The organism is Pseudanabaena sp. PCC 6802, assembly GCF_000332175.1.
GTDB lineage: Bacteria > Cyanobacteriota > Cyanobacteriia > Pseudanabaenales > Pseudanabaenaceae > PCC-6802.
In genome coordinates this window covers 107,454-123,277 of record NZ_KB235910.1, presented here as the reverse complement: position 1 = coordinate 123,277, position 15,824 = coordinate 107,454, and the positions used below count along the sequence as shown (strand labels likewise).

Annotated in this window: 12 protein-coding genes, 1 other RNA gene and 1 pseudogene; 8 read left to right on the top strand and 6 right to left on the bottom strand. The window is 49.1% G+C overall.

The window, feature by feature from the left end:
* The first annotated feature begins 92 nt into the window (after window positions 1–92).
* The 7 genes from PSE6802_RS0100575 to PSE6802_RS0100550 all read left to right on the top strand — a co-directional run bounded on the left by PSE6802_RS0100575 (window position 93) and on the right by PSE6802_RS0100550 (window position 7,010).
* A complete protein-coding gene (locus PSE6802_RS0100575; protein WP_019498129.1) occupies window positions 93–1,415 on the top strand; it encodes a glycosyltransferase family 2 protein in 1,323 nt (440 codons plus the stop codon).
* 56 nt (window positions 1,416–1,471) lie between these two features.
* Window positions 1,472–2,035 (top strand): Uma2 family endonuclease, encoded by a 564-nt coding sequence (locus PSE6802_RS0100570; protein ID WP_019498128.1) that lies wholly within the window; start codon window positions 1,472–1,474, stop codon window positions 2,033–2,035.
* Window positions 2,036–2,039: 4 nt separating this feature from the next.
* Window positions 2,040–3,428 (top strand): cytochrome P450, encoded by a 1,389-nt coding sequence (locus tag PSE6802_RS0100565; protein WP_019498127.1) that lies wholly within the window; start codon window positions 2,040–2,042, stop codon window positions 3,426–3,428.
* Window positions 3,429–3,587: 159 nt separating this feature from the next.
* Window positions 3,588–4,346 (top strand): hydroxyacylglutathione hydrolase, encoded by a 759-nt coding sequence (gene gloB / locus PSE6802_RS0100560; RefSeq protein ID WP_019498126.1) that lies wholly within the window; start codon window positions 3,588–3,590, stop codon window positions 4,344–4,346.
* A gap of 33 nt (window positions 4,347–4,379) precedes the next feature.
* Window positions 4,380–4,652, top strand: coding sequence for a DUF4351 domain-containing protein (locus PSE6802_RS35700; protein ID WP_083901636.1), 273 nt, complete (start codon window positions 4,380–4,382; stop codon window positions 4,650–4,652).
* Window positions 4,653–4,828: 176 nt separating this feature from the next.
* A complete protein-coding gene (locus PSE6802_RS0100555; protein ID WP_019498125.1) occupies window positions 4,829–6,253 on the top strand; it encodes a flavin monoamine oxidase family protein in 1,425 nt (474 codons plus the stop codon).
* Window positions 6,237–7,010 (top strand): MOSC domain-containing protein, encoded by a 774-nt coding sequence (locus PSE6802_RS0100550; RefSeq protein ID WP_019498124.1) that lies wholly within the window; start codon window positions 6,237–6,239, stop codon window positions 7,008–7,010. Before PSE6802_RS0100555 ends, PSE6802_RS0100550 begins: the two co-directional genes overlap by 17 nt.
* A gap of 179 nt (window positions 7,011–7,189) precedes the next feature.
* Here the strand turns inward: PSE6802_RS0100550 and ssrS are convergent.
* The 6 genes and pseudogenes from ssrS to PSE6802_RS0100530 form a co-directional block, all read right to left on the bottom strand.
* A non-coding RNA gene (gene ssrS, locus PSE6802_RS31605) (6S RNA) lies at window positions 7,190–7,376 on the bottom strand.
* An 81-nt stretch (window positions 7,377–7,457) separates the two neighbouring features.
* Window positions 7,458–8,204 carry a Uma2 family endonuclease gene (locus PSE6802_RS0100545; protein WP_019498123.1) on the bottom strand — a complete coding sequence of 249 codons (747 nt, stop codon included), beginning with the start codon at window positions 8,202–8,204 and terminating at the stop codon, window positions 7,458–7,460.
* Between the two features lie 489 nt (window positions 8,205–8,693).
* Window positions 8,694–8,807 (bottom strand): annotated as a pseudogene (locus tag PSE6802_RS35695) (class D beta-lactamase); the annotation flags it as partial.
* A gap of 20 nt (window positions 8,808–8,827) precedes the next feature.
* Window positions 8,828–9,220 carry an FHA domain-containing protein gene (locus PSE6802_RS27195; RefSeq protein ID WP_036945095.1) on the bottom strand — a complete coding sequence of 131 codons (393 nt, stop codon included), beginning with the start codon at window positions 9,218–9,220 and terminating at the stop codon, window positions 8,828–8,830.
* 64 nt (window positions 9,221–9,284) lie between these two features.
* The gene (gene cobN, locus PSE6802_RS0100535; RefSeq protein WP_019498121.1) at window positions 9,285–13,271 is read right to left on the bottom strand and encodes a cobaltochelatase subunit CobN; all 3,987 of its coding nucleotides are present in this window, start codon (window positions 13,269–13,271) and stop codon (window positions 9,285–9,287) included.
* Window positions 13,271–13,855, bottom strand: a complete 585-nt coding sequence (locus tag PSE6802_RS0100530; RefSeq protein WP_019498120.1) for a Uma2 family endonuclease — start codon at window positions 13,853–13,855, stop codon at window positions 13,271–13,273. The genes cobN and PSE6802_RS0100530 overlap by 1 nt, the downstream gene beginning before the upstream one ends.
* A 640-nt stretch (window positions 13,856–14,495) precedes the next feature.
* Between PSE6802_RS0100530 and PSE6802_RS0100525 the strand changes: the two genes are divergently transcribed.
* Window positions 14,496–15,455 (top strand): orange carotenoid protein N-terminal domain-containing protein, encoded by a 960-nt coding sequence (locus PSE6802_RS0100525; protein ID WP_019498119.1) that lies wholly within the window; start codon window positions 14,496–14,498, stop codon window positions 15,453–15,455.
* The last annotated feature ends 369 nt before the right edge of the window (window positions 15,456–15,824 follow it).

Here is a 15,824-nt window from a genome sequence, read left to right as displayed (position 1 = left end):
AATCTAAGCCTGCGATCGGGTGTTTGAGTCATGGTTTAGTCTTAATATTATGCAATGATGATTTTAGCGAATCTTAATAATGTCAGGAGTTAATGGGCGAGATAAATTTTAGCGAACGAGGCGACAGGCGGCGACTGAAGGCAGCGATCGCACTAGTATCAATTTACACTGGTACATTTGCGTTGCACCTGGCACCATGGGGACAGAAATTTGTTTTTGCTCTAGCCGCAATTTTAGGCATACACGCTTTACGGCTCGTGTTGCCAAGGCGTGCTGCTCATATTGCCGTCAGTCCAGGCGAGGAGGAACTACCCTTTATATCGCTATTGGTAGCGGCAAAGAACGAAGAGGCAGTAATTGCCCGCTTAGTTACGGAATTGTGCCAGCTAGATTACCAGAGCGATCGCCTGGAACTATGGGTAATTGACGATAACAGTAGCGATCGCACCCACGAAGTTTTAGAACGCCTCCAGCAAAAATATCCGCAATTAAAAACCTTGAGGCGCGGTGAAGGATCGCAGGGTGGTAAATCTGGGGCATTGAATGAGGTACTGCCCCTGACTAAAGGCGAAATTATTGGTGTATTTGACGCTGATGCCCAGGTTCCTCCTGACTGTTTGTATGCCCTGCTGCCCCTATTTCAAAAAACGAATATGGGTGCCGTGCAGTTGCGTAAAAGCATTGCCAATTTTTCTACCAATTTCTGGACGAGGGGACAGTCGGCGGAAATGGCGCTGGATCTGTGGTTGCAGGATCGTCGCATCCGCGTGGGCGGCACGGGAGAATTACGCGGCAACGGTCAATTTGTAAGGCGTTCTGCCCTCCTGAGCTGCGGTGGCTGGAACGAACAAACCATCACCGACGACCTCGACCTAACCTTTAAGTTGCATCTTGCCGACTGGGACATTGCCTGTTTAGCCTATCCCCCTGTCCAGGAAGAAGGCGTACTGACCTGGAAGCAGTTATGGCACCAACGCAACCGTTGGGCAGAGGGTGGCTACCAACGCTTCCTCGACTACTGGCCGCTGATTTTGGGCAACAAAATGGGGACAGTCAAAACCTTTGATATGTTGGCCTTTCTGCTCATGCAATATCTGCTGCCAACCGCTGCCATTCCCGACCTGATTGGCGCGATCGCGCTGCATAAGCCACCCATACTCAGTCCGTTAGTCTCCCTAGCATTGGGTTTATCCACCCTCGGCATGTTCTGCGGTATTCGCTCCTCATACCGCCCACCTTTAATGTCTACAGCGATCCAAACCCTGCGAGGCACCATCTATATGCTGCACTGGATTCCCGTGATGGCAAGCGTAACGTTGCGGATGTCGGTTCGTCCTAAACGCCTGAAATGGGTCAAGACCGTGCATCAGGGTCTAGGAGATACATTGATGGTGCTAGAAGAGTTGGAAGGCTAGCTTCGGGTGCAATCTCGATAGCTTAAAATGTTTGTATCGCGAATTGGGGACTTCCTATGACTCAGTCAGCCACAGAACGCTTGCGCTGGACAACCGCAGACTTAGAACTGCTACCAGATGATGGTAATCGCTATGAAACTATTGATGGAGAATTATTTGTGACCAGAGCGCCGCATTGGGGACATCAGGAAACTTGTGGCAATATTTATACGGAGTTAAGGAATTGGTCGAGGCGAACAGGTTTAGGCAGAGCTGCGATCGCTCCGGGCATAATTTTTGTCGATACTGATAACGTAATTCCCGATGTCGTGTGGGCTAGTAACGAAAGATTGGCAACTTTACTAGATGAAGCAGGACATTTAATGGATGCGCCCGATCTGGTTGTAGAAGTGCTATCTCCTGGTGCAGATAACGAACGGCGCGATCGCGATCTCAAGCTCAGGCTCTATTCAGTTCGTGGGGCAAAGGAGTATTGGATCGTTGACTGGAGATTGCAGCAAGTCGAAGTTTATCGTCGACAGGAAATATCCTTGGGCTTAGTTGCTGTTCTATATGCCAACGATGAACTAACTAGCGATCTACTGCCTGGCTTCCGTTGCTTTGTGAAAGATTTCTTCTGAAGTTATGAAAAATTTAGTCGGCTCGCAAGTTCATCCCATCTGGCAAACCCTGCACTGGCTCTTCGATCCTGTGAGTTATCTAGAGAGCAATCACGATCGCTATCCCGATCTATTTATCTCTAGGGGGACAGGATTTGCCGATACTGTGATCCTGGTCAGCCATCCCCAAGCGATGCAGCAAATTTTGACTAACGATCGCAAGCAGTTTTCCGCCCCTAAGGATTTTAATCTGCTCTTAATCCCCGTACTTGGAGATCGCTCGTTAATTACCATTGATGGCGATCGCCATAAAAAGCGCCGCCAGTTAGTTATGCCTCCTTTTCACGGCGATCGCGTGCGTACCTATGGTGATTCGATCGTCAGGGCAACAGAACAGGTAATGGATGGGTTACCAAAAGGTCGTCCTTTTCTAGCACGCACGGCCATGCAGGACATCTCTTTGCAGATAATCATGGAAACTGTATTTGGCATGTCGGCAGGGGAACGATATCAGCAATTGAAGCAGGTTTTAGCCGCGATCGCCGATTTATTTATTTCTTCATTCTCTACAGCATTTCTATTTTTTCCCTGGTTGCAACGAGATCTGGGAGGCTGGAGTCCTTGGGGGAAATTTATCCGCCTGCGCCAACAAATAGACGCGCTAATCTATGCTGAGATTGCCGAACGACGCAGGAATCTAGATTCAAATCGTACCGATGTTCTTTCCTTACTGATTTCAGCACGAGATGAGAACGGCGAGCCTATGACCGACGAAGAGCTACACGATGAATTGATGACATTGTTGATAGCAGGTCATGAAACGACAGCAACAGCCATGGCCTGGTTGCTATATTGGGCTCATCGGTACCCGGAAGTCTCGACCAAACTTCGGCAAGAATTAGCTAGCTTAGGCGATCGCCCAGAACATGTCGATATCAGTCGTTTGCCCTACCTGACGGCAGTCTGTCAAGAAACCCTGCGCGTTTATCCGGTGGCTATGCTAACTTTCCCAAGGGTCGTTCAAGAGCCAGTAGAGATGATGGGATATCAGTTGGAACCTGGGACGGTAACGATGGGATGCATGTATCTGACACATCAACGCGAAGATTTATATCCCAACCATACGCAATTTCGACCGGAGCGATTCCTAGAGCGCCAGTATTCGCCCTACGAGTTTATTCCCTTTGGGAGCGGCACTCGCCGCTGCATTGGCGAAGCATTAGCAATGTTTGAGATGAAGTTGGTTTTAGCAACAGTACTCTCCCGCTATCAACTCAAGCTGCTCGATTCTCATCCAGAAGTACCGCGTCGTCGCGGCGTTACCCTGGCTCCGGCTAGAGGTGTGAGAATGGCAATGCAAGGAAGACGCGAACAGACCCACGCATCTTTAGAGGCGATCGCGAGTCCAACTTAGGCGTTAAGTATAGCGTTTTTCAATTGAGAACAGGTTTTATTGACAGGGTGAAGGGGTGGATCCCCTTCTTGGGGGCAACGCCCCCAAACCCCCTTCTCGTTTTCATCTGAAAACCGCTATAAGTATACAAAATGCATTGATAGGATTGGATGTAAAACTATGCAAGTCTATCGATTACCAGCTCTGAGCGATAATTACATTTTCTTGCTGCACGATCCGGTTAGCCAGATTGCTGCGGTAGTCGATCCGGCAGAGCCTAAGCCTGTATTGAGCAAGCTGGCAGAATTAGATGCAGAGTTAGTAGCGATTTTCAACACCCACCATCACGCCGATCACGTTGGTGGCAATAGAGCGCTATTACAAAAATTTCCGCAATTAATTATCTATGGCGGCGATCGCGATCGCGGCAGAATCCCCGGTCAACAAGTATTTCTGCAAGCAGGCGATCGGGTGCAGTTTGGCAACCAGATCGCTGAAGTATTTTTCGTACCAGGTCATACACTCGCGCATATTGCCTATTACTTTCCCGAATCCGGCGATCTGTTTTGTGGCGATACTCTATTCGCGGGCGGTTGCGGTCGTTTATTTGAGGGTACTCCCGCGCAGATGGTGGATTCTCTCGCTCGACTCAGGCAATTACCAGATGATACGCGAGTGTGGTGCGCCCACGAGTACACGCTGAATAATCTAAAATTTGCTATTACTGTTGATGGCGATAACCCAATTTTGCAGGAACGCCTGCGGGATGTAACCGCAGCAAGGCAAAAACAGGAACCGACCATTCCCACTAATATTGGTATAGAAAAACAAACAAATCCATTCCTGCGCTGGGATTTCCCCGCTTTACAAGCTGCCACCAGGATGTCCGAACCTCATCGCGTATTTGCTAAGTTAAGAGGCATGAAGGACTTGTTTTAGCCAGGACAGGTTGGAGATCGCTACCAAAGCTAAATTACCAATCTCTCCCTTGGGCAAATAGAATCTCTCAGCGAGGCTTTGTTAGATTTCACTAGCATCACCGACCTCAATTGCTATAGCGTTTTTCAATTGAGAACAGGTTTTATTGACGGGGTGAAGGGGTTCCACACGGCAGTGGCTCTAGCGGGGAACCCCCAAGACCGCCCTGCCTCCCCTTCTTGGGGGCAACGCCCCCAAACCCCCTTCTCGTTTTCATCTGAAAACCGCTATATTCGACAGAGAATTGACAGCGCGATCGCCATGTGATTTTACTAGTAGCAGATCGCTAGTTGGGTGAGAATTAGAATGGCGATCGCTTAACATAACTATGGATGAAACGCATTGCTACACCTGACTTGGTATGGTATCTTAGGCATAAGCTTAATGCGATCGTCGCGGGTGAGTTCAACTGTGGAAAATAGCAGTAAACATAACGATCTTCGATGAATAGACGAGCAATTTTGAGGCTAATAAATGCGATTCTGGCAGGGGGAATAGTCAGTTGCTCCCAAACTGCTCTTGACAAAAGAGTTGGAGCTGCCAATCGTAAAAAGCGAATTCTGGTTATCGGTGCAGGTATAGCTGGACTTGCTGCTGCCAGCGAATTGCAGAAGCAAGGTCACGATCTATTGGTTCTGGAAGCTCGCGATCGCATGGGAGGACGTATTTGGACGAGTACGCATTGGCTTGATGCGCCTTTGGACATGGGCGCAACGTGGATACATGGAGTTAAGAGAAATCCATTAACCGCGATCGCTCAACAAATCGAAGCTCAGACGATATTGACAAGCTATAACAGCAATGCTACTTACAACCTCTCCGGCCAGATCCTTTCCGAGCGAGAAGAAGAGCATCTCGAACAGTTGCAAAAATGGATCGATCTGGCATTAAAAAAATTCCAAGAGCGCGATGATGACCTCTCTATCAAAAAAGCCATTGATGCAGAGATCGATCTCGCTCGGTTATCAACTGAAGATCGCCAGCTTGTAGATTTCATTTTAAATGTCAACATCGAGCACGAATATGCCGGTAGTATCCAAGAGCTTTCCGCACGGTGGTTTGACGATGATAAAGCATTTCGAGGGGAAGATGCGCTGTTTCCGCAAGGGTTTTGGCAGATTATCGAACACTTGGCAAAAAACCTTCGCGTCGAACTAGGACAAACAGTTAAAGAAATCCAGCGATCGACTTCTTCCGTTCGCGTTGTCACTAATAAGGCAGAACATATTGCTGACTGCGCGATCGTCACTTTACCGCTGGGCGTGTTGAAATCTAGGGAAGTGCGCTTTAACCCCGAGCTACCTCCATCAAAACTGGATGCCATTGATAAATTAGGTATGGGCGTTCTCAATAAGTGTTTTTTGCGTTTTCCTAAAGCTTTTTGGCCAGCCAATGTCGATTGGCTGGGATACATCCCTGCTCGACATGGTGAGTGGGCAGAATGGTTCAGTTTTATGCGATCGGCAAATTTACCAGTGCTTCTTGGTTTTAATGCGGCAGATCGGGGACGGGAAATTGAGTCCTGGACAGATGAGAAAATCGTAGCCAGCGCGCTGCAAACGCTCAAAACCATGTTTGGTCATGACATACCCGAACCACTTGACTATCAGATTACCCGTTGGGCATCAGATCCTTTCACCTTTGGTTCTTATTCATTTAACGCAGTCGGCTCAACGCCACAAATGCGAAAACAGCTGGCTGAATCGTTAGACAGCAGGATCTTTTTTGCTGGCGAAGCAACGGAAGATAGGTATTTCGGCTCTACACATGGTGCATATCTTTCCGGGTTGCGTGTGGCGCGGGAAATTTCAAGAATTTGCCTGTTATATCCCCCATATCACCCGATTTCCCATGCCCAAAATTGCTAGAATTGATATTTTCCCCATCAAATCCCTAGACGGCGCAAGCGTCACTGAGGTGGAAATCCTTGCCAGTGGCGCGCTCAAAGGCGATCGCGAGTTTGCCATCATCGATAATGCTGGGAGGTTCGTCAATGGTAAACGCAATGCCAAAGTCCACCTCCTGCGCTCTGTCTTCGATCTCGACACGCGTAGGGTTACGCTCTGGGTGCAGGGCGATCGCGATCGGGTGACGTTCGATCTAGACCGCGATCGCTCTGCCATGAGCGAATGGCTGAGTGCCTACTTCGAGCAGCCAGTCCAGATTGCCCAAAACCTTGACATGGGGTTCCCCGACGATACCGATTCCCCAGGGCCAACCATTATTAGTACTGCCACGATTAATGCGATCGCCTCGTGGTTTCCGCCGCTTACCGATCGACAAGTGCAACGGCGATTGCGTACCAATCTGGAATTAGATGCAGAATTACCGTTTTGGGAAGATCGATTGTTCGCCACCGCCGGAGATGCCGTTATCTTTAAGCTAGGAGATGTTACGTTCGAGGGGATTAACCCCTGCCAGCGCTGCGTCGTACCAACTCGCGATCCTGAAACTGGCGATGTCTATGATGATTTCCAAAAAATATTTGTCCGCAAGCGGGATGAAACCTTACCGGAATGGACGGAGCGATCGCGCTTCAATCATTTTTACCGTCTTGCAATCAATACCCGTATTTCACCTACAGAAGCGGGTAAGAAATTAATTGCAGGTGACGAATTCCATTAAAAATTAGTTGAAATGCCCCCCAAAGTTCGGACAAGGTACTATGGCGTTTTTCAATTGAGAACAGGTTGTATTGACGGGGTGAAGGGGTGGAACATGGCAGTGGCTCTAGCGGGGAACCCCCAAGACCGCCCTGCCTCCCCTTCTTGGGCGTATTGACCCACATTAGCGCCTGCTAATAAGGCTCCTCCGCAACGCCGTTTTACCGTAGTTTTTGACCCGGTTTTAACCAGGTGGAGACAAAACACTCAGCATTACTTAAGTTTCCAGATGCGAGTCTGGCATACTGTTGCTAAGACGAGAACGCCTCCTCAAAAACGAACATAGATCAAGAAACTTATTTGGCAGTCACCAACGCCACAGAGGAGTTACTTTTAATAATAAGGATTTTAAGCTTAGCAATCAATTACTCCAGAGGTAGATGCAAATACGTTAGGGGGGCTATCTGATTCAGGTCAATTGCGCTGGATCGACACCAAGGTCTAGTAACCTGGCCGCAAGCATCTCGGCGCGCTGGTGTTCCTGTTCGGCGCGTTGGCGTTCCTGTTCGGCTTGTTCGGCACTCCAAAGCAGCAGCTCGCCTGCAGCGTTCCACCAACGCAACCAGGTAGTTGTCTGCTGCAATCGCTCTCCCGTCCACATGCCCAAGAACAATTGCAACTCAGGAATCCACACTCGCCCATGCTCGTCGGCTGTTTGGATTTGATAACGTCCTTCTTGCAAACAGCGTACCTCCAAACTGGGAGTGTAGGGATCGTAGGTGACGTAGGTAGGTACTTGCAGAATCTGCTCGTAATAGTAGATTTTTCCGTAGGGTGGAGTCGATCGCACCGACAACTCGCCACCATCTTCATCTGAGAGAAACTCCATCACCACCGCTACGGGGTCGCCTTCTAAGTGGGGAGTATAGCTGCGGCGAATTATACCTTCGGCAATTGGATGGACGTGGGGGACATAAAACCAGTCGGGAGCCTTGACGGCAATTTTTCGATTTATCGTAGCTACTAAACCAAAGTTAGATCCGATCAGCATATCCGGTCGAATCAGTCCGGCAGCACCTAGAGCATCGGTAAGGGCAGCGGCAAGTGTAGGTTGTTGAATATTTTCCACAGGATCGTCGGGCAAGACAAAATCGGCTGGCAGGGCTTCCCAGGTAATTGTGGGATTAGGTTGCGTAGATAGGATTTGGAGAACCATTAGCTTTATCCTTCGCCAGAAGGGTTTTAATATATAGCTATAGCCAATAGGCTTAGGACGGGGTGCAGGGGTGGAACACGGCAGTGGCTCTAGGGGGAAACCCCCAAGACCGCCCTGCCTCCCCTGCGTGGGGGCGCAGCCCTCACACCCCCTGTCCTAACAGATCTGTCTACGGCTATATTGCTAGATAAGTACTAGAAATCAATGCCTTAAGTATATCAGAGGCTAATTTAAACAAGCCTGATTGCTCTTGGGTTATAAGAAGCAGATATCGAATATCTCATGCCAGATCCTGAGTTGCTACCCCTCTTTTCTTGCAGTCTGCGCAGTCAAACTTTGCTTGTGTAGCCGCGACTTCTAGTCGCCAAATAGATGGATAATTAACGCGGATTTGGCATAGCGGTTTTCAGAGATGTCTAATAGAGAGCATCGAGCAAAGGCTCGAATCCCAGAAATGGCAGGAGCTTGCTACCCTTGCGAGTTTTCAACTTTATCTCTGAGGGTATACTCTGAAGTCTTCTCTACGACCATTATATCCTTGACAATCGAGAGCGATCGCTCCGAAAAAGGTAATTCATTCTTGTAGAGACGGCGGAGAAATCGGTGAATGTCGGGATCTCCGCTTACTTGTTTAAAAAGTCTGGAGCAAAGAAAGTGGGGCGATCTTCGCGAAATTTATTTTCGGAGGCACTGTCCCGTAGGCTTTCGAGCCGCTCGTCGGTAATTCTGACTTGCAGCTTAGGCCCAGAACTAGCAATCCGAATAATTGAACCATCCACAATATCAGCCGCATCAATGCGTTTTTCATTTAGATAGGTACCGTTTGTCCCCAAACTTACTACCTGCCAGCCGTGTGGATTTTGACGCAGTTCGGCGTGATGGCGAGATACGACAGAGCTATAGAGGATAACGTTGTTATCGCTAGCGCGGCCAATCCGGATCACAGGCTCGTCTGTGAAATTCCATGTTTGCATAGTAACGGATTGCAATGGATGTAGTAAGTGTAAAGTAATCACGGGTAATTCGCAGGTTTACTCGATCTGAAATAAAGTTAGGCTTATCAGAATTATGCCCATATTATCACCTACTTTCACCACCCAAATTAATAGTCTGTTCCTCGATCGCTGCTTCGGCTGATAGGACTAGATCGCGCAGACTGCTAAGCATTTGTGCGGGCGCATTTTGCCATAAATCGCGCTGATGTGCTTCTAACATCCGCTCTGCCATGTCTCTTAAAGCCCACGGGTTTTTAGTTTTGACAAAGTCTTGGACATCAGGGTCGAATAAATAAGCATTTGCCACGCCCTCGTACATAAAGTCAGCTACGCAGTTAGCAGTAGCATCGTAGGCAAACAGATAGTCTACGGTCGCCGCAATCTCAAATGCCCCTTTGTAACCGTGGCGCATCGCGCCTTCGATCCACTTGGGGTTAACGACACGGGAACGATAGACGCGGCTAATTTCCGCAGACAGCGATCGCACCTTAGGGTTATGCGGCAAGGCATTATCGCCAAAGTAAGTGTGGGGATTTTGCCCGGTGAGCGATCGCACCGAGGCGGTCATGCCCCCTTGAAATTGATAGTAATCATCGGAGTCCAAGAGATCGTGTTCGCGGTTGTCTTGATTGTGCAGGACAATTTGCATCTGGCTCAGTCTTTGGCGCAGTGCATGAGGGGCAGTAGCGGCTTCACCATACCCTGTATAGGCATAACTACTCCAGTTGAGATAAGCTTCGGCTAAGTCGCGATCGCTTTGCCAGTTCTGGCTCTCGATCAATCCCTGCAAGCCCGCACCGTAGGCTCCGGGTTTGGAGCCAAATACGCGATATTTTGCCTGGGTATCTGCCTGGGCGATCGCCTCGGATTCCGCTATACCTTCCCGTACAAACGCCTGTGCAAACATCTGAATATCTCGCTGTATATTAGCTTTAATAGGATTGAGATCGTCAGGTTCATCTAGCTGGCTGACTGCTTCTACAGCACTTTGAAACAGATCGATCGAGTTAGCAAAACCATCGCGAAAGAAGCCAGAAATCCGCAGCATCACATCCACGCGCGGACGGTTGAGAATGCTTAAGGGCATAATCTCAAAATCTACAACGCGTCGCGAAATGCCATCCCATACAGGCCGCACCCCAATTAGCGCCAGAGCTTCAGCCAGATCGTCACCGCCCGTGCGCATTGTAGACGTACCCCATACCGACAAGCCCAGGGTACGGGGGTATTCACCATGTTCCTGCGTATAGGTTTCCACCAGGATCTCAGCGCTGCGTCGTCCCACATCCCAGGCAGTTTCTGTGGGGATAGACCGAATATCGACGGAATAGAAATTACGCCCGGTCGGTAATACATCCAGTCTACCTCGCGTGGGTGCGCCACTCGCTCCACTGGGTATGTATTCCCCCTGCAACCCCTTGAGAAAATTCGCGGTCTCATCACCAGTTCGGCACAGAGGTTGATAAATGGAATTTAGTAAATCCAGCATCCCTGGAGGGACTTGAGGACTGGTTCTATCTAAATCATCATGTTGTCCGTGCAAGGGTTTATTTAAGAACTTATCCACGATCGCAGCGGCATAATTCTCGATCGCCTCGATGGCATCGCCTACAATCCGACACTGACCGTCAAGATAGGATTGTAGCTGTGGTGGCAGATCGGTAAAAGCTTGGCTGGGATCGGCAGTCAGAGGATCGAAGTCTAATTGGCATGACTGCGCGATCGCCTGCGTAATTCCCAACTTGCCATTACCAGGATAACGAGCGATCGCTACGATCAGATCTCGCAGTTGTCTGCCTGTGGGACATTGCCCAAAGATATGCAACCCATCGCGGATCTGAGCTTCTTTGAGATCGCAGAGATACCCATCGGTTTGCGTGAGAAGTTGGGAGAATTGGGGTTGGGGGATAGGGGGGCGATGCAGGGGGTTAGCATTTGTCAGGAATTCTTGCGTTTGATGCGAAGACGATCGGACAAATGCTAACCCCTTACCGAGGGTTGGGGGTTGGGGATTTTGAATTTGCAGGTCATAGGTGAGGTTTTCCTGGGCGATGAGATCGAGGATTTTCTGTTGGATGAGGGGGGTACGACTAGGATCGAGGGATTGAGCGGAGTGATATTCATCGATCAGATGCTCTAATTTTTGGAGATTGCCGTAGGTTTCGGCGCGGGTCATGGGCGGGGTGAGATGATCGATAATTACAGCCTGGGCGCGGCGCTTTGCCTGCGAGCCTTCACCCGGATCGTTGACAATAAAAGGATAGAGATGGGGCATAGCACCAAGGGTAGCTTCAGGAAAGCAATTCTCACTGAGAGCTATTCCCTTGCCAGGCAGCCACTCCAAATTGCCATGCTTGCCGATATGAGCGATCGCATCGGCTTGGAAGACATGTCGCAACCACAGATAGAAGGCAAAATAGGCGTGGGTTGGCTCTAAATCGGGGGCGTGATAGTTCAGGCTCGGATCGCGATCGTAGCCGCGCGCGGGCTGAATCCCCACAAAGACATTGCCCAATTGCAGGCCAGGGATGGCAAATCCCGAACCATTCAAATCAAATTCAGGCTCTCCCCACCGTTCCAGAACTTGCTCTTTTACAACATCGGATAAGGTGTCAAACAATCGTCTGTATTCCTCACTCAAAATCCAATTTCCCATCTCATCGGTCGGTCGAAATGACAGGTTGGGTGCAGGCACGGGGGCACTGCCCCTACAGTCCCGACTCGCACCCCAAACCCCAAACCCCAACTGACTTTCTGGATCGTTAGTCACTCCCTGCGTGAGACGACCGATCAGTTCGTCGCTATCTTTGGGAATATCGCGAACGGCATAACCTGTTGCTTGCATCGCTTTGAGAATCTCGACGCAACTGGCGGGTGTATCCAAACCAACGCCGTTGGCAAGCCTGCCGTTGCGCGTGGGATAGTTGGCGAGGATCAAGGCGATTTTACGATCGCCAATAGGTTTGCGTCTTAGTTTCACCCAGTTGGCAGCTAGATCGGCGACGAAGTTAATGCGATCGCTGGCTGGCTCGTAGACGGTAATATCGGTTTCGAGTCGTTCGCTGCGTTGCTCTACCGACTTAAACGATACGGCACGGGTAATAATGCGTCCATCCACCTCTGGCAGCACGACATTCATGGCAACATCGCGAGGCGAGAGTCCTAAGCTACGAGCTTGCCATTGTTCTAACGTACTGCTACTGCATATTACCTGTAGAATTGGCACGTTTAATCTCTGCCAGATGCCACCCTTGTCCTCGTTGCCAGGTTTGGTCAGGGAGAAACTGGTTGTATTCAGCAGTACGTCGATGCCATGGAAATATTCGCTGAGGGCAGCTTCTAGATCTGGATCTTGGAGTGAATAGATAAATACGGGAACGGGGGCGATCCCGCGATCGCTCAGTGACTGACAGAGTGCATCCACAGGTGCCAGATTGCCTGCTAGATAGTGAGCGCGATAGAAGAGAATCCCTGCTTTGGGATGCTGGAAATTCGGAATCCAAGAGTCAGAAAGTTTGGCTTGCCACTTGTACGGGCCAATTTGAGGGATGGTAATGGGTGGTGGCGGTTGGTAATTGGTGCCGAGGTAGCGATCGCATAAGAACTGAATGGCAGCGATCGCATTGTCAACGCCGCCATTGAGAAAGTACCGCCAGAGATAATCGACATCGCTGAAGGCGACATTGGAATGGCTGGCTAGTTCTGGGTCAAAGCGATCGTCACCGGGGAGGACTATGAGTTTTTTATTGGTGTCGCTGGCGAGCGACTTGCAAACTTCCAAGCCGTACGACCAGTAACTGCGTCCGCCCAAGAGCCTCAGCACGATTGCGTCGGCACGAGCCAGAACTTGTTCGGCATAGGTATCAATGGAAAGTTCCTGTTGCAAGTTAAGTAGATTTGCAACTCGTAAGGTAGGGCATTCAGATGGGAGAGACTGGACGGCGATCGCGAGGGTTTGAATGTCGGTATCGGCAGCAGTGAGAATGACAATGGGCGCGGGAGTTTGCTCGACAAACACTACTCCTTCTTGTTCGGGCGACCATCCTCCCGGCAATGCGGCTAAACGATGCATTAAGTTCCTATTTCTCCAATACAAAAATCAACCTCTTCGTACAATTCACTCAGCGATATTTTGCAGGGAATAGATTGAAAATGGAGGATATCACTGGGCGTTTCGTACTCGGTTAATACCCATGTTTTATCAACTTTGACGTATTGGAGAACTTGGTAGCGACTCTGTTCAATTAGAATATATTCTTGCAAACTGTCGAGCGTGCGATAGTAGCCAAATTTTTCACCCAGATCGTAGTTGCGCGTGGATTTTGAAAGTACTTCAAAGATCGCGAGTGGGTTAGTGACGATCGCCGTGCCTTCGCCGTGGTACATTGGACGATCGCGAATTACCATTACGTCGGGATAGGTGTAGATGCGATCTCGATCTATCCATAAACGTAGATCGTTCATAAAGATTTTGTATGGCTGCCCCTTCAGCGCCAACTTGAGGAACAATGCCATATTTAGCGCTAAGGTATTGTGGTTGGTCGTGCCACCCGTCATTGGAAAGATTTCACCGTTACGATATTCACTTTTAGATTCCGCTTGCTCCTCTAGTTTGAGGTATTGCTCGGGAGTGTAAAGACTCTGCTGAACTTGCATAACACTTGATTAAGCTCAACGATCGTTAATCTATAGCAGTTTTCAGATCGAAACAGGTAGGGGGGGTGGGGCATTGACCCAAGAAGGGGGGGAACCCCTTCACCCCGAACGATAAAACCGATTCTCTATTGAAAAGCGCTATATCGAGATCTTACAGGCAAATCTCTAATACTTTAACCAGGCTTAACCGTAACTTATACCAATTTCAATTGTTGTGGTTGCGGATGGGGGGTGGGGGCAACGCCCCCACGAAGGGGAGGCAGGGCGGTCTTGGGGGTTCCCCGCTAGAGCCACTGCCGCGTTCTACCCCTTCACCCCGTTCGATCTGTTGTGTTTACTGTTCAAATTGGTATTAACTATAGAATGTTTCATCCGACAGATGTAAATAAGATTGATATTTGCTGGCTTATGACTGCGATCGCGGTCTCTCATCTGCATACTGCTCTGGGTCTAGAATGCCAAGCTAATATCTATGGATAAAGTAGTATTCCCAAAACTGTAAAGATATATTAAGTTTCTAATTGCGGCTTTGTTAAGTTTCGTAACAAAGTTTGTCTGGGTCTCAACTTTAGCTCGCACGAGCCTTTTGAAGAGATCGCTCAACCTTAAATTAAACCCTCTACAGAGTAAGGATTCTACTATGCCATTCACAATTGATTCAGCCCGTGGGATCTTCCCTGGTACTCTTTCTGCTGATGTAGTGCCCGCTACGATCGCCCGCTTCAGTCAACTTAACGCTGAAGACCAGCTTGCTTTGATTTGGTTCGCCTATCTGGAAATGGGTAAAAGCATTACCGTTGCAGCTCCTGGAGCTGCAAATATGCAGTTTGCGGAAATCACGATGAATGAGATTCGTCAAATGTCATTCCAGCAACAATCTCAGGTCATGTGCGATTTGGCAAACCGCGCTGATACCCCTATTTGCCGCACCTACGCCACCTGGTCGGCCAACATCAAGCTAGGATTCTGGTATCAACTCGGTCAGTGGATGGAGCAGGGAATTGTGGCACCAATTCCAGAAGGCTATAAGCTCTCTGCCAATGCGTCGTCAGTTTTGCAAGCAATTAGAGGGGGCGATCCCGGTCAGCAAATTACGATTTTGCGCAATGCCGTGGTTGACATGGGATACGACACGAATAAGCTGGGGGGCTATAACAGAGTTTCCGAACCTATTGTTCTGCCACAGGATGTGGCTAGCCGCACTCAGGTTAAGATTGATGGTGTTGACAATCAAACTATTCTGAGCTACATGAATAATTTGAATGCAAACGATTTCGATGCTTTGATTGAATTATTCGAGGCTGACGGTGCTCTGCAACCTCCCTTCCAGAGACCAATTGTTGGCAAAGATGCCGTCTATCGCTTTTTTAGAGAAGACTGTCAAAACCTGAAGCTAATGCCAGAAAAGGGTGTAGTTGAGCCTGCTGCTGACGGTTATACCCAAATTAAAGTCACGGGTAAAGTGCAAACCCCCTGGTTTGGCGCTGGTGTAGGGATGAATATGGCCTGGAGATTTCTGCTCAGCCCCAGCAACAAGATTTACTTTGTCGCGATCGATTTGCTCGCTTCTCCTAAAGAACTTTTGAATCTGGCTCGCTAGAATAAGTTTTAGCCGAATGTCGCTGGATTAAGGCTGGTGGGCAATGCCCACCCTACGCTAAATCTAAATTTGTTGCGATATAGCGCTTTTCAATTGAGAACGGATTTTATCGATCGGGGTGAAGGGATGGAACCCCTTCTTGGGGGCAACGCCCCCAAACCCCTACTTACCTCCGATCTGAAAACCGCTGTATACCAAAATAATTGTTGCTGTAAAAATCCATGTCCCTCTCCCACCCTGGGAGAGGGATTTAAGGTGAGGGCAGTAGACTTTTGTCAGTCAACCAGCCTGCCCGTACATAAAGTCCATCAATAAACAGTTTACAGGTGGAAATAATTTCTTGGTGAGGAACGTAAAGATATAAGTTTT